The sequence below is a fragment of the Deltaproteobacteria bacterium genome, from assembly GCA_026712905.1.
Taxonomy (GTDB): domain Bacteria; phylum Desulfobacterota; class Binatia; order UBA9968; family JAJDTQ01; genus JAJDTQ01.
The window spans coordinates 1-18,385 of sequence record JAPOPM010000241.1 but is presented as its reverse complement, the minus strand read 5'-3'; the positions used below and the strand labels follow the sequence as shown (position 1 = coordinate 18,385).

The 18,385-nt window shown below is 66.9% G+C and carries 14 protein-coding genes, 5 tRNA genes and 1 pseudogene; 2 read left to right on the top strand and 18 right to left on the bottom strand.

Going from position 1 to position 18,385, the window contains the following annotated elements:
• Positions 1-5: 5 nt before the first annotated feature.
• The 12 genes from clpX to OXF11_20215 form a co-directional block, all read right to left on the bottom strand.
• Positions 6-1,259 carry an ATP-dependent Clp protease ATP-binding subunit ClpX gene (gene clpX, locus OXF11_20270; GenBank protein ID MCY4489431.1) on the bottom strand — a complete coding sequence of 418 codons (1,254 nt, stop codon included), beginning with the start codon at positions 1,257-1,259 and terminating at the stop codon, positions 6-8.
• 12 nt (positions 1,260-1,271) lie between these two features.
• Positions 1,272-1,874, bottom strand: coding sequence for an ATP-dependent Clp endopeptidase proteolytic subunit ClpP (gene clpP / locus OXF11_20265; GenBank protein MCY4489430.1), 603 nt, complete (start codon positions 1,872-1,874; stop codon positions 1,272-1,274).
• 34 nt (positions 1,875-1,908) lie between these two features.
• On the bottom strand, positions 1,909-3,204 hold the full coding sequence (gene tig, locus OXF11_20260) for a trigger factor (protein MCY4489429.1): 1,296 nt from the start codon (positions 3,202-3,204) through the stop codon (positions 1,909-1,911).
• 90 nt (positions 3,205-3,294) lie between these two features.
• Positions 3,295-3,377: transfer RNA gene (locus OXF11_20255), tRNA-Leu, on the bottom strand.
• A gap of 200 nt (positions 3,378-3,577) precedes the next feature.
• A tRNA-Lys gene (locus OXF11_20250) sits at positions 3,578-3,650 on the bottom strand.
• Positions 3,651-3,660: 10 nt separating this feature from the next.
• Positions 3,661-3,737 (bottom strand) — tRNA-His (locus OXF11_20245).
• Positions 3,738-3,762: 25 nt separating this feature from the next.
• Positions 3,763-3,839, bottom strand: a tRNA-Arg gene (locus OXF11_20240).
• A gap of 92 nt (positions 3,840-3,931) precedes the next feature.
• Positions 3,932-4,008, bottom strand: a tRNA-Pro gene (locus OXF11_20235).
• 106 nt (positions 4,009-4,114) lie between these two features.
• Positions 4,115-4,840, bottom strand: coding sequence for a ribonuclease PH (rph, locus tag OXF11_20230; protein ID MCY4489428.1), 726 nt, complete (start codon positions 4,838-4,840; stop codon positions 4,115-4,117).
• A 40-nt stretch (positions 4,841-4,880) separates the two neighbouring features.
• Positions 4,881-6,293 (bottom strand): aldehyde dehydrogenase family protein, encoded by a 1,413-nt coding sequence (locus OXF11_20225; protein MCY4489427.1) that lies wholly within the window; start codon positions 6,291-6,293, stop codon positions 4,881-4,883.
• A gap of 32 nt (positions 6,294-6,325) precedes the next feature.
• A complete protein-coding gene (locus tag OXF11_20220) occupies positions 6,326-7,393 on the bottom strand; it encodes a polyprenyl synthetase family protein (GenBank protein ID MCY4489426.1) in 1,068 nt (355 codons plus the stop codon).
• A gap of 29 nt (positions 7,394-7,422) precedes the next feature.
• Positions 7,423-7,626, bottom strand: a complete 204-nt coding sequence (locus OXF11_20215; protein MCY4489425.1) for a cold shock domain-containing protein — start codon at positions 7,624-7,626, stop codon at positions 7,423-7,425.
• A 272-nt stretch (positions 7,627-7,898) separates the two neighbouring features.
• Between OXF11_20215 and lipB the strand changes: the two genes are divergently transcribed.
• Positions 7,899-8,627, top strand: coding sequence for a lipoyl(octanoyl) transferase LipB (gene lipB, locus OXF11_20210; GenBank protein ID MCY4489424.1), 729 nt, complete (start codon positions 7,899-7,901; stop codon positions 8,625-8,627).
• Here the strand turns inward: lipB and OXF11_20205 are convergent.
• From OXF11_20205 to aceE, 4 genes and pseudogenes are all read right to left on the bottom strand, one after another.
• A pseudogene (locus tag OXF11_20205) lies at positions 8,605-8,865 on the bottom strand (ferredoxin family protein). The gene lipB and the pseudogene OXF11_20205 overlap by 23 nt on opposite strands.
• Before the next feature lie 159 nt (positions 8,866-9,024).
• On the bottom strand, positions 9,025-10,473 hold the full coding sequence (gene lpdA / locus OXF11_20200; GenBank protein ID MCY4489423.1) for a dihydrolipoyl dehydrogenase: 1,449 nt from the start codon (positions 10,471-10,473) through the stop codon (positions 9,025-9,027).
• A gap of 7 nt (positions 10,474-10,480) precedes the next feature.
• Positions 10,481-11,770 carry a 2-oxo acid dehydrogenase subunit E2 gene (locus OXF11_20195; GenBank protein ID MCY4489422.1) on the bottom strand — a complete coding sequence of 430 codons (1,290 nt, stop codon included), beginning with the start codon at positions 11,768-11,770 and terminating at the stop codon, positions 10,481-10,483.
• A 145-nt stretch (positions 11,771-11,915) separates the two neighbouring features.
• Entirely contained in the window at positions 11,916-14,543 is a 2,628-nt protein-coding gene (gene aceE, locus OXF11_20190) for a pyruvate dehydrogenase (acetyl-transferring), homodimeric type (protein ID MCY4489421.1), read from the bottom strand.
• Positions 14,544-14,820: 277 nt separating this feature from the next.
• Here aceE and OXF11_20185 point away from each other — a divergent pair, with 277 nt between their 5' ends.
• A complete protein-coding gene (locus OXF11_20185; GenBank protein ID MCY4489420.1) occupies positions 14,821-15,537 on the top strand; it encodes a lipoate--protein ligase family protein in 717 nt (238 codons plus the stop codon).
• 143 nt (positions 15,538-15,680) lie between these two features.
• On the opposite strand, the gene OXF11_20180 is transcribed toward OXF11_20185, so the two are convergent.
• Together OXF11_20180 and OXF11_20175 are read right to left on the bottom strand one after the other, a co-directional pair.
• Positions 15,681-16,598, bottom strand: coding sequence for a branched-chain amino acid transaminase (locus OXF11_20180; GenBank protein MCY4489419.1), 918 nt, complete (start codon positions 16,596-16,598; stop codon positions 15,681-15,683).
• Between the two features lie 429 nt (positions 16,599-17,027).
• Complete coding sequence (locus OXF11_20175) at positions 17,028-17,843, bottom strand: NAD+ synthase (protein MCY4489418.1); 816 nt, start codon at positions 17,841-17,843, stop codon at positions 17,028-17,030.
• Positions 17,844-18,385 lie beyond the last annotated feature (542 nt).

Here is an 18,385-nt window from a genome sequence, read left to right as displayed (position 1 = left end):
CCCCCTTACGCGCTCTCCGCCGCCTTCGAGTAGACTACCATCGGAGGTTCCTTGCGGGTCATGACCTCCTCGGTGATGACCACCTCCTTGAGGTTGGGCTGGGACGGCATCTCGTACATCACGTCGAGCATGGTGTTCTCCATGATGGCCCTCAGCCCACGCGCTCCGGACTTCCGCTTCATGGCCTCCCGTGCAATAGCCCAAAGTGCCTCGTCTGTAAAGTTAAGATGCACTCCCTCCATTTCGAACAGCTTGCAGTACTGCTTGGTAAGGGCGTTCTTCGGCTCTTTCAGGATCTGTACCAGCGCTTCTTCACTGAGCTCGTCCAGCGTGGCGATCACCGGCAGCCGCCCGACGAACTCCGGGATCAGGCCGAACTTGAGGAGGTCCTCGGGCTGCACGTCATGCAGGGACCGCACCTCGGGCCGGACATCCACGTCCGTCCCGTTGCCGCCGAAACCCAACCGCCGGCGCCCGGTGCGCCTGCGGATGATGTCCTCGATGCCGACGAACGCGCCGCCGCAAATGAACAGGATGTTGGTCGTGTCGACCTGGAGGAACTCCTGCTGAGGGTGCTTCCTCCCGCCCTTGGGGGGAACGCTCGCCGTCGTGCCCTCGATGATCTTCAGCAATGCCTGCTGCACGCCTTCGCCCGAGACGTCCCGCGTGATCGACGGGTTTTCCGCCTTGCGCGAGATCTTGTCGATCTCGTCGATGTAGACGATGCCCCGCTGGGCCTTCTCCACGTCGTACTCGGCGGACTGCAACAGGTTGAGGATGATGTTCTCGACGTCTTCACCGACGTAGCCCGCCTCGGTCAGACTGGTGGCGTCGGCGATGGTGAAGGGCACCTGCAGGAGCCGGGCGAGGGTCTGCGCCAGCAGGGTCTTGCCGGAGCCGGTGGGGCCCAGCAGCAGGATGTTGCTCTTCTGCAGCTCCACGTCCCCGGCAAGCGCATGGTTGTCGATGCGCTTGTAGTGGTTGTGCACCGCCACGGAGAGGATCTTCTTGGCCGGCTCCTGCCCCACCACGTACTGGTCCAGCACGCGCTTGATCTCGACCGGCTTCGGCACGCCGGACGAAGCCGCGATTACCTCGTCGTGCTCGCACTCCTCCGCGATGATGTCGTTGCACAGGTCGATGCACTCGTCGCAGATGTAGACGGTGGGACCCGCGATCAGCTTGCGGACCTCGTCCTGGCTCTTGCCGCAGAAGGAACAGACGAGATTGCCGGAACGATCATCGCCATGCTTTGGCATTGAAATTCCCCCTCACCCCTTTGCGGTAACGTCAACGCGGCTGGTGATCACTTCATCCACCAATCCATACTCCAAAGCCTGCTGACCCGTCATGAACAGGTCCCGGTCGGTGTCTCGCTCGATCCTTTTCAGCGACTGGCCGGTATGCTTGACCAGGATCGCACCAAGCTCCTCCCGCATTCTCAGGATCTCCCGCGCCTGGATGTCGACGTCGGCGGCGGTCCCCTGAAAACCGCCAAGGGGCTGGTGGATCATGATGCGCGAGTGCGGCAACGCGTAGCGTTTGCCCTTTTCGCCCGCCGCGAGCAGCACGGCTCCCATGCTGGCGGCTTGACCCAGGCAAACGGTGGAAACCTGGGGACGGATGTACTGAATCGTGTCGTAGATAGCCAGCCCGGCGGTGACCGAGCCGCCCGGGGAATTGATGTAGAAGTAGATGTCGCGCTCCGGGTCCTCGGACTCGAGGAACAGCAACTGCGCGGTGATCAGATTGGCCACTTCGTCCACCACGGGGCTGCCCAGAAAGACGATGCGGTCCTTTAGAAGACGCGAGTAGATGTCGTAGGCGCGTTCCCCACGACCCGTCTGCTCAACGACGAAAGGAATGAAATTCATGCTGTGTAAACTCTAGCCGCTTTTGGGAGCGCCATCAAGTTGTTTCAGGCGGGTCCACCACCGTCACCGCGGCCTGCTCCAGAAGGAAGTCCAGCGTCTTTTCGGTGACCATCTGGGACCGGAGCGTGGCCCGCGCCCAATCCTGCCGGTAACGCTCACGCACCGACGCCGCCTGCTCGCCGCTGGCCCGCGCCACGGCATCGACGCGTCCTTCGACCTCCTCCTCGGAAACCGAAATCCCCTCGGCGGAGGCAATCTCGTCGATGAGCAAGGAGGCCTGGACCCGGCGTTCGGCCTCGGGCGTCCATTCCTCCCGAAGCTCCTCCGTGGTGGGCGAGGGCGCATCCGCCGCCGCCGACTCCCGCTCGGTGGCGGCCCGCCGCACGAGATACGACAGCTCCCGCTCCACCATCGACGGGGGAGTGTCCACCGAGTGGGTGTCCAGGAGTTGCTCGACGATTGCGTCGTGCAACCGGGTGTTCTGAAACCGCTCGACCTCGTCCTGCAACTGCGAGCGCACCTTGTCGCGCAACTCCTCCAGGGACTCGCACTCGCCGTAATCCCGGGCGAAGTCGTCGTCCAGCGGAGGCAGATCCTTGCGCCGTATGTCGCGCACCGTCACCGTGAACTCCGCCTTGCGCCCCGCCGGCTCCGACTCCGGTGAATCCGCCGGCAACTCCACCAGGAGCGTCCCCGGCACCCCCTTCTTCATGCCCACGAGTCCCCGTTCGAACTCCGGCAAGAACCGGCCCGCGCCGATGTCCACCGCGTAGTTCTCCGCCGAGCCGCCGGGGAACGCCTCGCCATCCAGCGTGCCGGCGAAGTCGATGAACACGTAGTCTCCGTCCTCCACCTGCTCCCGTTCCTCCACGGGCTCAAGCTGGGCATGGCGCTCCTGAAACGCCTGCAGCGTCCGCTCCACCTGTTCGTCGTCCACGTCGACGCGCGGCCGGTCGAGCGCGAGGCCGCGATAGTTCCCCAACTCGATCTCCGGCCTCACCTCCATCACGACGGAAAACGTGAACGGCTGCGCGTCGGACAGGTCCCCGGCGTCGAGCCGCGGCTCCGAGACGGGATCGAGGCCCTGTTCCTTCACCGCCTCGCCCAGCGATGCCTCGACGATCTCGGACAGCGCCTGTGCCTGGATGTCGGCGCCGTACAGCCCGCGCAGGACTTGTTGCGGAACCTTGCCCGCGCGAAACCCGCGCACGTTCGCGCGGCGCCCGAACTCACGGTAGATGCGGGAGAACGTTTTCGCCACCCGATCCGCCGGAACCTCCACGCGCAGCTTTCTCTGCGTGGGCGTCAAAACCTCGATGTCACATTTCATGCCTGTATGGGCCTCTGCCATGTCTCATGTCCCTGACGGTTTCCCCGCGGCGCCCGCGCTTCACGTCGAGAGCGCGGGCCGTTCCCACCCTGGTGCGAGAGGGGGGACTCGAACCCCCACGGTTGCCCGCTAGATCCTAAGTCTAGTGCGTCTACCAGTTCCGCCACTCTCGCACAGCGCATTCCCTGGGACCGTGTGTCCGGCGTGGTGCGTCCACCACCCGTCTCACGAAGCCCGCGGAGGAACCCCCGGAAGCCGGTTTCCTGTGTAACAATCCCGCAATCCGCAAGTCAAGATCGGATCGCTCGCACCAGCGCCGGCGGAGGCACGCGAAGAGATCGGCAGGCCCGGAGGCCTCGTGTGGAGGGAAGAGTGGGCCGCCGGAGACTCGAACTCCGGACCCGCTGATTAAGAGTCAGCTGCTCTACCAACTGAGCTAGCGGCCCACACGCGTTTTGGGGTGAGTGAAGGGACTTGAACCCTCAACCCCTGGAGCCACAGTCCAGTGCTCTAACCAATTGAGCTACACTCACCAGAACACCTCTGCTCTCGAAACTCTGGCGCGCCAGAAGGGACTCGAACCCCTGACCCACGGCTTAGAAGGCCGTTGCTCTATCCACCTGAGCTACTGGCGCGTCGAACCGTGTCCGCGAGACCCTCTCCGGGCAGGCGCCGTGTTTCGGTTCGGACAGCCCGCCCTCCGTGAACGGTCTCGACCTTGTCCGCATGGTCGGGGCGAGCCGATTTGAACGGCCGACCCCCTGCTCCCAAGGCAGGTGCGCTACCTGGCTGCGCCACGCCCCGTCACGAATCCTTGATTCTACCTCATGGGGCGGCGATATCAAGCCCGAAGCCCCGCGGCGCCGGAAATCGAGGGGTCCGCGGCACGGGCGAACGGCCGGCCGGGCCCCTAGGACGGCACGCGCCACTCCCGGAGCACCTCTTGCTGCATTTCGAGAATGCGTTCGATCCCGGTCTGCGCCAAGCCGATCAAGCGGCTGAGCTGCTCCGCGCTGAAGGGCTGCTTCTCGGCCGTCCCCTGCACTTCCACGAACCTCCCCGAGCCGGTCATCACGAAGTTCATGTCCACCTCGGCGCCGTTGTCTTCCGCCGCGTTGAGATCCAGCGCCGCCTCTCCGTCGACCACGCCGACGCTGACCGCGGCCACGCTGTCCTTGAGCAGGCGCTCGGGAACGGTCTTGCGGGCCGTCCAACCCGCGAGGGCGCAGGCCAGGGCCACGTAGGCGCCGGTGATGGAGGCGGTGCGGGTGCCGCCGTCGGCCTGGATGACGTCGCAGTCGAGCCACACCGTGCGCTCGCCCAGGCAGCCCAGGTCCGCCACGGACCGCAGGCTGCGGCCGATCAGCCGCTGGATCTCGTGGGTGCGGCCGCCCACGCGCGAAGTCTCCCGCGGAATGCGCACGGGCGACGACGACGGCAACATGCCGTACTCGGCGGTGATCCAGCCCTTGCCGGTCCTGCGCAGGAAGGGCGGCACGCGGTCCTCCAGCGCGGCGGTGCAGATGACCCGCGTATCGCCCATCTCGATCAACGCCGAGCCGTCGGCGCGCTTGATGAAGCCCGGCGTGATGTGGATCGCGCGGAGTTCCTCCTGTCCACGTCCGTCCGTTCGCATGTCTACGGCAACCTCCCCTCGGCCCGGCCGATGTCCGTCCCTACAGGTGGAAGACCACGGTCTTGAGCTCGGTCATCTCCTCGACGGCGTAGCGCGGCCCTTCCTTGCCGAACCCCGACTCCTTGAGCCCGCCGTAGGGCATCACGTCGGCGCGCCACTGCGGCCCCCAGTTGATGTGCAGGTTGCCGGACTCCACCTCGCGGGCGAAGCGCATGGCCCAGTCGACGTTCTGCGTAAAGATACCGGCCGAAAGCCCGAAGACCGTATCGTTGGCCAACTCGATGGCTTCGTCGATGGACGCGAAAGGCGTCACCGCCACGGCCGGCCCGAAGAGCTCGTCACGCGACAGCCGCATGTCGCGGGAAACGTCGGCGACCACGGTGGGCGCGTATACCGAGCCGTTGCGCGAGCCCCCCGCCAGCACGCGGGCGCCCTCGCCCACGGCCTCGTTGACCCATTCCTCCACCCTCACCGCTTCGGCTTCCTTGATCATGGGACCCACCTGCGTGGCCGTGTCGAGTTGGCTGCCGACGGCCAGCGCCTCGACCTTGGGCGCCAGCACGCCGAGGAAGTCCGCGTAGACGCGCCGGTCGGTGAGCACGCGCTGGGTGGAGATGCACACCTGGCCGGCATTGGCGTAGCCCGTCGCGGCCACGGCCGCGGCCACCTTGTCCAGGTCCGCATCCGGCATCACGATGAGCGGGCAGTTGGAGCCCAGCTCCATGGTGACTTTCTTGATGCCGGCGACGCGGCAGATGTTCTCGCCGACCTCGCGGCTACCGGTGAACGTGATCTTGCGCACGCGCGGGTCCGCCACCAGCGGATCGCCGATCTCCCCGCCGGAGCCGGTAAGGCACTGGACGCCCTCGGGCGGCAGTCCCGCCTCGAGCAGGATCTCGGTCAGCTTGAGCCCGGACAACGGCGTATCCGAGGCGGGCTTGATGACCACCGCGTTGCCCGCGGCGATGGCCGGACCAACCTTGTGGCACAGGAGGTTGAGCGGGAAGTTGAAGGGACCGATGGCCACCACCACGCCGCAGGGGACACGCAGCGTGAACGCCAGCTTTCCCGCACCCGAGGGGTCCGCGTCCAGCGGCACGGTCTCGCCGTGAATCCGCTTGGCCTCCTCGGCCGACGCGGTCAGGGTCTCCACCGCCCGGCGCACCTCGCCCTTGCCTTCCGCCAGGACCTTGCCTTCCTCCGCGGAAATGAGCGTGCCCAGCTCGTCCACCCGCTCCGCCATCAGCGCCGCCGCCCGGGTGAGCACCTGCCAGCGCTCGTAGGCGGTCATGCGCGCCATGACCGCGGCGCCGCGCTCGGCGAAGGCCAGGGCGCGGTCCACGTCGTCGCGTCCGGCCTTGGGCACGCTGTCGATGACGGAATCATCATACGGGTTGCCGACCTCCTGCATCCTCGGGCGATCAACCCACTCTCCGGCAAGAAACATCTTCATGAGCGTGACTCCTTCAATTCCTCCGACCCGCGTCAGACGAGACCGCGGATGGGCTCCAGCACTGTTGCGGACATTCCCTCCACCATGGCCGACAGCCGCGGCCGCCCCAGCGCCGCCACCGCGTCCACCGCCGCATGCTGGCGCGCGCGCATTTCGTGAACGGCGAAGGCCAGCGACCCCAGGCGGTCGAACAACTCGGCGGCCCGGTCCACGTCCGCGGCGGACGTCGCCTCCCGGTCCTTGTCGAGCACCTCGCGCAGCCATCGGGCGTCGTCCTGTGTCGCGTTCTCCAGGGCATGGACCGCCAGGACGCTGCGCTTGCCCTCGGCGATGTCGCCGCCGCGCTCGCTCCGGCCCTTGTCTCCGTAGAGGTCGAGCACGTCGTCCTGCACCTGGAACAGGATGCCGAGCTGGCGCCCCGCCTCCGTCAGCCCCTCGATGACGCGGCCTCCCTGGCCGAGCAACTCGGCGGCGCCGGCCATGGCCAGAACGAACAGGCGCGCGGTCTTCGCTTCGACCATGGCGAAGTACCGATCCATGGTCGGGCGCGGATCGGAGCGCAACGCGAATTCCTGCTCCTGCCCGTCGATGACCTTCAGGGTCTCGAGCAGCAGACTCCGCGCCAACGCCTCCCTCGCCTCGCCGCTCACCGGCGCGCGCTGAGCCAGCAACACCGCCAGATAGAACATCGCGTCGCCGAGGTCGATGGCGCGGGGCACGCCGAAGCGCCGCCACACCGTCTCCCGGCCCCTGCGCGTCTCGTCGCCGTCCTGCACGTCGTCGTGCACCAGGGTGGCGTTGTGCACCATCTCGCACGCGGCGCCCATGGCCAGCGCCTTGGCGGGATCCTCTTCCAGGCAATCCGCCACCAGCAGCGGCAGCAACGCGCGCAGCCGCTTGCCGCCCGTGTCGAACTGGTAGCGGCACATCTCCGCCAGCCCCGAAGCCGTCAGGCCGGCCTCGCCAACGACGTCCTCCAGAAGCGCGAGGACCTCCGGGAGATAGCGCCCGCGCAAACGCTCGAACTGTTCCGCGAACGTCCGCGTCGCCGCCACCCGACCGGGGTTCGCCGTGTCCGCCTGCCGGTCATCGCGCGTCATGATGGAGTCGGGGAAATGGGAACGCCGCGTCAGCGGAGCTTCATGCCGAAGGCGACCGGCCCCTTGTCGCCTGACCGGGTCTGGAACTGCACGCCGTCGCCTTCACTGAAATCCTCGAACTGGACCCTCGGAGCGCTGCTGCCGCGATGAAAGAAGACATCGTCGCCGCCGTCGTCCGGCTCGATGAAGCCGAATCCCTTGTCCCTGAGGATCTTCCTGATGGTTCCCGTCACTGCGTCTGCTCCGTTCCGGCTGGAAATGCACCGTCATGCCCCTCCGCACCCCTGGATTCCCGCTTCCGCGGGAATGACGTTTCGGGGGGAGGGCCGTGCCATCTCCTGTTCGAATGGGATTCGACACAGCCTCGTTTCATAATGCGCCGCCGCCCGTGAGTCAACAACGCGCCGCGCCAGGGCGGAGCGCAAACGCTGCCGCGGCGCAGGTTTGTTTCCCGGGACAATGTGCTATGGGTGAGGTGGCTGCGCAAGTCGGCCGGCCTCGCAAGATGTCCAAATCGCTCCATGTCGTCGACCTGCGGCGCCTCGAATACGAGGCGGCGCTGGCGGTGCAACACCGGATTCTCGAACGCAAGACCCGCGCGGCCGGGGACGACTGCCTGATCCTGGTCGAGCATCCGCATGTCTTCACCACCGGCCGGCGCGACGCGCGGGCGCATGTCCTAGACGCCGGCGCGGTTCCCGTGCTCGCCACGAGCCGCGGCGGCGACGTCACCTACCACGGGCCGGGGCAGCTCGTCGTCTATCCCATTATCGATCTCGAGTCGAAGCAGCGCCGCGCCGTCCACCGTTACCTGGCCGGACTCGAACAGGCGATCATCGACGTCCTGGCGTCCTTCGGCCTGGACGCTGGTCCCCGTCCGCCGTGGACCGGTGTATGGATCGACACGCGCAAGATCTGCGCCATCGGCATCGCCGTCAAGCGGGGCGTCACGTATCACGGCGCCGCCCTCAACGTGGCGCCCGACCTGGACTACTTCCGCAGGATCGTCCCTTGCGGGCTGGACTGGGCCGAGGTGACCTCCATCGAGCGGGAGGCGCACCGGCCCGTTGCCATGGATGAAGTCAAGGCCCTGGTGGTGCGGAGCTTCTGCCGCAACTTCGGGTACGACGAGGTGGTTCGGGACGAGGGTGGTGCGGGGCCGGCCGGGGACGCCGGCCCGGAGAGGGAACGCGGTACGGACGCCGCGGCTATTTCTGGAACCAATCGGCGTTGAGCTGGGTGTACTCCGCCCACTTCTCGGGCAGCGCCGCCTCCTCGAAGATGGCTTCCACCGGGCAAACCGGCTCACAGGCGCCGCAGTCGATGCATTCCTCGGGATCGATGTAGAGCATGTTCTCCTTCTCGAACACCTCGGGGTTATTCTTGGTCGGGTGGATGCAATCGACAGGGCAGACATCGACACAAGCGGTGTCCTTGACGTCGACACAAGGCTCTGCAATCACGTAAGTCATTCACTTCCTCCTGGGAATGCTGGCCCCGGCCTCATCCAACCCCGAGGACCCGGTAGTCGCGAGCAATGATATTCCGCGACGGTCTTCCGGCTCCTTGCGACGGCCGCGCTCTGATTTTGTCGGTAACAAATCGCCTTTTTCAAGTCAAGCGCGAGGCGGCTAGGAGGCCTGTCGGGCGGCCGTCCTGGCGGTTCGGGGGCGCTTGCGCGGCACCGTGTGGGTGGCGGTGCCGTAGAACGCTTCGGCGCATTCCATCAGGGTCTCGGACAGCGTCGGATGGGGATGCACGGACTCCGCCAGGTCCTTGGCGGTGGCCCCCATCTCGACGGCGAGCACGCCTTCGCCGATCAGCTCACCGGCGCTGGCGCCGGAGATGCCCACGCCGAGGATGCGCTCCGTCTCGGGTTCGAGCACCAGCTTGGTGAGGCCCTCGGGACGGTTCAGGGTGAGCGCCCGCCCGGAAGCGCCCCAGGGAAACTTCACGATCTCCACGGGTACGTCCCCGGCCTTGGCTTCCTGTTCCGTCAGGCCGCACCACGCCACCTCCGGGTCGGTAAAGACAACCGCCGGGATGACCACGTCCGCGATGGTGCTCGATTCGCCGGTGATGACCTCCACCGCCACCCGCGCCTCCTTGGTGGCGCGGTGCGCCAGCAACGCGCCGCCGTTGGCGTCGCCGATGGCGTAGATGGCCGGGTCCCCGGTCTGCTGCTCGTCGTTGCAATCGATGAAACCGTTGGCCCCGATCCTCACCGCGGTGTTTTCAAGGCCCAGGTCCTCGTAGCTCGGCGTGCGCCCGACGCTGACGAGCACCCGGTCGTAGGTCTCCTCGCGGGTGTTGCCGTTGACCTCCATGGCCACCTTGATCTTCCTGCCGCTGGTGGCCATGCGCAGCACCTTGGTCTTGAGACGGACCTCCTTGAACACCGACGCGGCCACCTTGGCCACTGGCCGCACGAGGTCCGGGTCCACGCCGGACAGCAGGTGGTCCAGCGCCTCCACCATGACGATCTCGCTGCCCAGCCGGGCATACACCATGCCCAGCTCCATGCCGATGTAGCCGCCGCCCACCACCAGCAAGCGGCCGGGCACGTCCTCCAGCTCCAGCGCCTCGGTGGAGGTCATGATCCGGCGGTTTCCGAGATCGAAGGCGGCCGGCATGGCCGGCTTGGAGCCCACCGCGATGATGGCCTTGTCGTAGTTGATGAACTGCTGTCCTTCGGCGGTCTCCACCCGCAGGGTGCGGGAGTCCTCGAAGTGGCCGCGGCCGTGAAGGCGCTTGACCCCGCGGCGGGCGCACAGGCCTTCCAGTCCCTGGGCCAGCTTGTCGATGATGGACTCTTTCCACTCCCGCAGCTTGTCGAGCTTGACCTTGGGCTTGCCGAAAGTCACGCCGCGTTCCGCCGACAGCTCCGCCTCGTCGATGACGTGCGTGGCGTGCAGCAACGCCTTGGAGGGGATGCAGCCGCGATTGAGGCACACGCCGCCCAGGCGCTCGTCCCGCTCCACCAGAAGCACCTTCTTGCCCAGGTCCGCCGCATAGAACGCCGCGGCATAGCCTCCCGGGCCGGCGCCCACGACGACGATTTCCGTTTGGATGGTTTCCACGGGTCTCCTAGTCGATGTCTTGTTCGGTGTATTCTTCCAGGAAGCGCACGATCTCGCGCAGGAAGCGCGCGCCGTCGGCGCCGTCGATGACCCGGTGGTCGTAGGAGAGCGCCAGCGGCAGCACCAGCCGCGGCGTCACCTTCTTCTCCCGCACCACCGGACGGAGCACTCCCCGTCCCATTCCCAGCACCGCCACCTGCGGGCTGTTGACGATGGGCGTAAAGTGGGCTCCCCCGATGCTTCCGAGATTCGAGATGGTGAAGGTCGCCCCCTGCATCTCGTCCGCCGACAGCTTGCGCTGCCGGGTCCTCTCGGCCAACTCGTCAAGCTCCCTGGACAACTCCAGCAGGTTCTTCTTGTCCACGTCGCGGATTACCGGGGCGAAGAGCCCCGCCTCGGTATCCACCGCCACGCCGATGTGGACGTAGTCGCGGGCGACGATCTCCAGCGCCTGGTAGTCGATGCTGGTCTTGAAGGCGGGATACTTCTCCAGCGCGGACACCGACGCCTTGATGGCGAAAGAAGTCAGCGTCAGCCGGGCGCCCGCCTTCTCGTAGGCGCGCGCGTGCTGCTTCCGAAGAGCCATGAGGTCGGTGATGTCGGCGTCGTCGAACTGGGTGACGTGCGGCACCGTGGTCCAGGACTCGGTCATGCGTTGCGCGATGGTGCGCCGCAGCGGCGACATGCGTTCGCGCCTGCTCGGCCCCCACTTGGCGAGGTCCAGGGTCTGCAAAGCGTCGCCCCGGGGCGCACCGGCCGGCGCCGGGGGCTTGAGCGCCATTTCCTGAAGCCCCTGGATGTAGGCGCGGACATCCGCCATGACGATGCGCCCGCCGCGCTGGCTGCCCCGCACCCGCGCGAGATCGATGCCCAGCTCGCGCGCGATCTTGCGGATCGCGGGCGCGGTCGGCGGCGGCGCGCCGCTGCTGGAAGCATGGAGTTGCGCATCCGGTGCGGCCGCGGCCGGAGCGTCCGTCTCGGCGGCGGGTGCCGGGGCCGGCGCTGCCGCGGAGGCGGGCACTTCCGCCGCCGGCACCACTCGCGGCGGCCGCGGCGTGGCCGCCGCTCCGTCGTCGATGGTCACCAGCACCTGACCCACCGAAACGACCTGGCCCACCAGGACGTGGACCCGCGCCACCGTGCCCGCGCCTGGGGACGGGATGGGGGCCACCGCCTTTTCGTTCTCGAGTTCCAGCAGGGTCTGGTCCAGTTGAACCTGCTCGCCTTCGGCGACCAGGACGTTGACCACGGTGCCGGAGTCCGCCCCTTCGGCCAGTTTGGGAAGCGTTACGTCCATGGGATTCAGTGTCGTGTGACCCGGGGTCTTCCTCGCGTGGTGCCCGCCGCCGGGGGCGACCGCAGGTCGCCCCTACAAGTCATCGAGCCTTGCCGACGACAAGAAAACCCTCGCGGATTCATCGAGCTGTTTGTGATGCAGCACACTAGATTGCCATTCCGGGATGCGGCTTGGACGGATTGTAGCGCAGCTCGCGCAAGGCCCTTTCCACCACCGTCTTGTCGATCTTGCCCTTGCGGGCCAGGGCGTGCAGCGTGGCGATGACCACCGACTCGGCGTCCACCTCGAAGTAGCGGCGCAACCGCGCGCGCGTGTCACTCCGCCCGAAGCCGTCCGTCCCCAGGGTGACCAGTCCGCCGGGCACCCACGGCGCGATCTGGTCGGGCACGATCTTCATGTAGTCCGAGACCGCCACGAAGACCCCGGTCTCGGGCTCCAGCAGCGATTCCACGTAGGACTTGCGCGGCTCCTCCGCAGGGTGGAGGAGGTTCCAGCGCTGGACCGCGTGGGCGTCCCGGCGCAGCAGGTTGTAGCTCGTGGCGCTCCACACGTCCGCGGCGACGCCGTAGCGTTCTTCGAGGATCTGCTGGGCGCGCAACGCCTCGAACAGCAGCGGACCGCTGCCCAGCAGGTGCGCGCGCTGCTTGTGGCCGGACTCGGAGCGCCTGAACTTGTAGAGCCCCTTGACGATGCCTTCCTCCACCCCCGCGGGCATGGCCGGCATCTCGAGGTTCTCGTTGTACAGCGTGAGGTAGTAAAAGACGTCCTCGCGCCGCTGGTACATACGCCGGAGGCCGTCCTGGACGATGACCGCCACCTCGTAGGCGAAGGCCGGATCGTACGTGAGCAACGCGGGAACGGTGCTGGCCAGCACGTGGCTGTGACCGTCCGCGTGCTGCAGGCCCTCCCCGTTGAGCGTCGTGCGCCCGGCGGTGGCGCCGAGCAGGAATCCCCTGGCGCGGCTGTCCGCCGCGGCCCACATGAGGTCGCCGATGCGCTGGAAGCCGAACATCGAATAGAACGTGTAGAACGGGATCATGGGCGCGCCGTAATTGGCGTGGGCCGTCCCCGCGGCGATGAAGGAGGACATGGCCCCGGCCTCGCTGATCCCCTCCTCGAGAAGCTGCCCGTCCTTCGCCTCCTGGTAGAACAGCAGCGTCTCGCGGTCCACGGGCTCGTAGAGCTGGCCCTTGGGCGAATAGATGCCCACCTGGCGGAAGAGCGCGTCCATACCGAAGGTGCGCGCCTCGTCCGGGATGATGGGCACGACGTTCTTGCCGATGCCGGGATCGCGCAGGAGCTTGCTCAGGAGCCGCGCGAGGGCCATGGTGGTGGAAACGCGGGTCTCGGCGGAACCCTTGTGGAACTCCTCGTAGGTCGCCGCCCCCGGTACCGCCAACGCCTCCGTCTTGGCCGCGCGCGCGGGCAGGAACCCTCCCAGGCTCTTGCGCCGCTCCAGCAGATAGCGGGTCTCTTCGCTGTCGAGGGGCGGACGATAGAACGGCGTCTCCACCACGTCCTCGTCCGGCAGCGGCACGCCGAAGCGCGTGCGGAAGTCGCGCAGCTCCTTCTCGTTGAGCGCCTTCTGCTGGTGGGTGATGTTGCGCCCCTCGCCCGCCTCGCCGAGGCCGTAGCCCTTCACCGTCTTCGCCAGGATCACCGTGGGCCCGCCTTCGTGGCGCAGGGCGGCGGCGTACGCCGCGTACACCTTCTGCGGATCGTGCCCGCCCCGGGCCAGACGGCGGATGTCGTCGTCGCTGAGATGGTTGACCATCTCGAGCAGCTCGGGATGGGTGCCGAAGAAGTGCTTCCGCGTGTAGCTGCCGGGCGCCACCACGTACTTCTGGTAGTCGCCGTCCACCGCCTGCTCCATCCGTTCCGCCAAGAGCCCCTTGGTGTCGGCGGCGAGCAGCGGGTCCCAGTCCGAGCCCCAGATCACCTTGATCACGTTCCAGCCGGCGCCGCGGAACACGGCCTCCAGCTCCTGGATGATCTTGCCGTTGCCGCGCACGGGGCCGTCCAGCCGCTGCAGATTGCAGTTGACGACCCAGACGAGGTTGTCCAGGTTCTCGCGCGACGCCAGCGAGAGGGCACCGGTGGCCTCGGGCTCGTCGGACTCGCCGTCGCCCACGAAACACCACACCCGCGGCTCCCGCGCCAGCATTCCTCGGGTGCTCAGGTAGCGGGCGAAGCGCGCCTGGTAGATGGACATGATGGGCGCCAGCCCCATGGACACCGACGGAAACTGCCAGAAGTCGGGCATGAGATGCGGGTGCGGGTAGGACGGCAGTCCGCCTCCCTTGGCCAATTCCTGCCGGAAGAGGTGGAGCTTGCGCGCGCTCATGCGGTGTTCCACGTAGGCGCGCGCATAGTTGCCCGGTGACGCGTGGCCCTGGAAATAGACCAGGTCGCCGGGAGCGCCGTCGTCACCGCCGCGCAGGAAGTGGTTCAGGGCGACCTCGTAGAGGTTGGCCGCGGAGGCATAGGTGGAGATGTGCCCACCGATGCCCGGCTGGAAGCGGTTGGCCTTGACCACCATGGCCATGGCGTTCCAGCGCACGTAGCTCTTCACCTGACGCTCGATGCGGCGGTCGCCGGGATACGGCGGTTCCTGTTCCCTCGGGATAGTGTTGAGATACGGCGTGTTGAGGCTCGCCACGGGGACCTGCTGGCGCTCGCGGATGCGCGTCAACAGTTGCGCCATCATGGCGTCGACCTGCTTGGGCCCTTCGCGCACGACCTCCCCGAGCAAGGATTCGAGGGAATCCAGCAGCCGGTCGTTGGAGCGCGCGCCGACGGCTCCCGCTCCGGGTTCGGACACGGCGCCCGTCTCCTCCGTCGTGGCGGCGTGGGGGGCAGTCCTGATGTCTTTGGCGTTCATGATCTTCAGCGATATTATAGGACACGACCGCGGATGCAACACGTGAGGGAGGCAACATATTCAGCGCCGCCCACGTGTGTCAAGTCCTGTCTCGGGTTCTTTTGAACCGAGCGTCCGAGCGTCCGAATACCGGCTCCCGGCGGCGCGCCGCCCGAACCGAAGACTCGTCATGCAATGTCTCGATCTGACGCTCCCCACCCCCGAAGAAAACCTGGCGTGCGACGAGGCGTTGCTCGACGAATGCGAGGCCGGTGCGGATCGGGAGGTGCTCCGGTTCTGGGAGTCCCCCCGGCCCTTCGTGGTCCTGGGCATGGCCAGCCGGCGCGAGCGGGAAGTCCGCCTGGCCGCGTGCGCGGCCCGCGGCATCCCGGTCCTGCGGCGTTGCAGCGGCGGCGGCACCGTGGTCCAGGGGCCGGGCTGCCTGAGCTACACCCTGGTGCTGCGGATCGCCGGCAACGGCCTGCTGGAACACATCGATTCCACCAATGCGTTCGTCATGGAACGGCACCGGCGCGCGCTGGCCGAAGCCACCGGCCTGCCGATCCTGCGGCAAGGCGCCACCGACCTGGCGGTGGGGCAGCGGAAGTTTTCCGGCAACGCGCAACGGCGCCGGCGCCGCTGCCTGTTGTTCCACGGCACCTTCCTGCTGGATTTCCCGATCCCGTTGGTGGAAGAGCTGCTGCCGTATCCGCCCAGGGCGCCCGACTACCGCGGACGCCGTTCCCACCGCGCCTTCCTCGCCAACCTGGGCGTTCCGGCATCGCGCATGAAGGACCTGCTGCGGCGCGCCTGGAACGCCACGCAAGGCGGCGACGTCCCGGGCGAGGCCATCGCCTCGCTGGTGGCGCGCCGGTATTCCGATCGAAGCTGGAACGAGCGCTGTTGATACAGGAGCCTCTCAGGGGTTCCCGACGAACGGTCACGAGTGGCCGAACCATTCCCACTCGCCGTGCGTCCCGAGTCCTTCGACAAGCCCAGGACGGGCTACGCGGAGCGAAGTCGAAGGACGCGAACTCTCAAGGACCCCGGTCACACGAACGTCAGCCAGTGATGGTAGCCTTCGGTGCGGCCGCGGATGACGTCGAAGAAGGCCTGCTGCAGGTCCAGGGTCACGGGTCCCGGCTTGCCCTCGCCGATGGTGCGGTCGTCCACCTCCCGGATCGGCGTCACCTCCGCGGCCGTGCCCGTGAGGAACGCCTCGTCGGCGATGTAGAGGGCATCGCGGGCGAAACGTTCCTCGATCACCTGGTACCCCTTGGCGCGCGCCAACTCGATGACGCTGGCCCGGTTGATGCCCGGAAGGATGGAGGTCACGGGCGCGGTCCTGAGCTGCCCGTCCTTCACGATGAACAGATTCTCGCCGCTGGCCTCGGAGACGCACCCCTCGGGGTCGAGCATGATGGCTTCGTCGTAGCCCGCGAGCTTGACCTCGTGCTTGGCCAGCACGGAGTTGACGTAGTTGCCCGAAACCTTGCTGTTGGTCATCATCACGTTGACGTGGTGGCGCGTGTAGGAAGAGACCTTGGCGCGGATACCCTGTTTGAGCCCCTCGTCGCCCAGGTAGGCGCCCCAGGCCCACGCCGCCACGATCACCCGCACGGGGTTGTTGAGCGCGTACAACCCCATCTCGCCGTCGCCCACGAAAGCCAGCGGCCGGATGTAGCACTCCTTCAAGCGGTTCACCCGGATCACTTCCAGCACCGCCTCGGTCATCTCGTCGATGCCGTAGGGCAGCGGCGTGCCCAGGATGTGACCGGAATCCCGCAGCCGACGCAGGTGCTCGGCCAAGCGGAAGACGGCCGAACGCGCGTCGTCCAGCGCGTAGCAGCGAATCCCCTCGAAGTACGCGGTGCCGTAATGGAGCGCGTGGCTCATGACGTGGAACCTGGCGTCATCCCAGTTCACCATCTCGCCGTCCACCCAGATCTTCTCGCTCCTCACGGCCATCGACACTCTCCGGCGCGTTCCGCGTTCCCTTCACGCTCGCGCATTAAAACGACAAAAGGCCACCAAGCCGACGCCATGGTGGCCGCCAACACCGCTTTTCTCGTGTCGTGGTATTTCTCCAGATTTCGGGCGCGATGTCAATCTTTGCGGGGCGGGACGGACGTGTCCGCGGGCCGTGGAACCGGGCCTGCCAAGCAAGCGCTGATCGATTACCGCTTCGAATTGCGGCGTCGTTCAAGTGGGCGGCCTTCGACTTCGCTGCGCTACGCTCAGGACGAACGGTGGTGGGGAGCCCTTACCCGGTTAGGGACTTTCATCCGTTGGTCCGGAGCGTAGCGCAGCGAAGTCGAAAGACGTGGTCGCAATGGAACCGGTTCTCCCTGACCGGAGGTCCGTCCCTCCATCGTGGGGTGCGTGATCAAGAGGGCGCTACTTGCCCCAGTCGCGGGAGTAGCGGAAGTCGCGGTCGATGGTGCGGTGGGAGACCTTGGCGATGACGGGGAGGCGGCGCTTGAATTGGGAGGTCTGGATGCGCCGGGCGATGTCGTCGACGAACTCGGGCGCGAAGCCGGCGTCGATGAGCTCCGCGCGGCCGTAACGCTGGTCCACCATGAGGTAGAGCAGGTCGTCCCCCTGGCGGTAGCTGAAGCCCAGCTCGGCCTCGTCGGTCTGCCCGGTCCACAGGTCGGCGGAGGGCTGCTTCGTGACGATGACGTCGGGGACGCCCACGGCCTCGCTCAGGGCCCAGACCTGGGTCTTGTAGAGGTCCCCCAGGGGATTCAGCGCCGACGCCATGTCGCCGTGCAGGGTGCCGTAGCCCAGCAGCAGTTCGGTCTTGTTGCTGGTGCCCGCCACCAGCGCATCCCAGCGCGCGGAGTGGTCGTAGAGGATGGTCATGCGCTCCCGCGCCATCTTGTTGCCCCGGCGCTTGGGGTCCGCGTCCGGGAAGGCGGCGAAGTAGGCGTCGATCTGCGGCGTGATCTCCACCGTCGCGGCGTGGATGCCGCTCGCCTCCACCACCAGGCGGGCGTGCTCCAGGCTCTCGGCGCTGGAGGCGCGGTACGGCATCATGATGCCCAGCACCTGCTCCGCGCCCAGCGCTTCCGCCGCCAACATGGCGCTCAGGCTCGAGTCGACCCCGCCGGAAAGGCCCACCACCACGCGTTCGAGGCCGACCTTGCGCACCTCGTTGCGGATGAACGCCACCAGGATGCGGCGCATGAGGGAGACGTTGGTGGGAATCACGGGCTTCTCCACGATCCTGCCCTGCTCCACCGCTGGATTCCCGCTTGCCAAGCTGTGTCGAAACTGCACCTGGCCACGACCCGGCAGCGCCACCCCGAAGAGTCATTCCCGCGAAAGCTTGCCCTCGACTCCGATCGGAAGCGGGAATCCAGGGGCGGTGAGGCGGGGAAACGCCGCTGCAATGCCCCTCCACCGCCCCTGGATTCCCGCTTCCGCGGGAATGACGTTCTGTTACGTTGTTGCCTCATGTGGTTTGACACAGCCGGTTCCGCGGAACTGACCGTGCGGAGCGTGGGTGTCTCGCCGGGCATGATACTAGTGTGGTGTCTGGTTAATTCGCATAACAATCTGCGGGTCTTTTCTGCATTGAAATCGTTTTTTGGCTTGTTTATCAGTATGTTAGGAGCAGGCTCATTTGAGCCGTCATCGATATGTAACCCCATTCAACCAATACTCAGTCCCCGCAAGCGCGCGTATGTCCTCAAGTCAGTTTGGTGCCTCGGAGAAAGTCACCGTAGCGTCCCGCCGGGCCGAGGTCAATT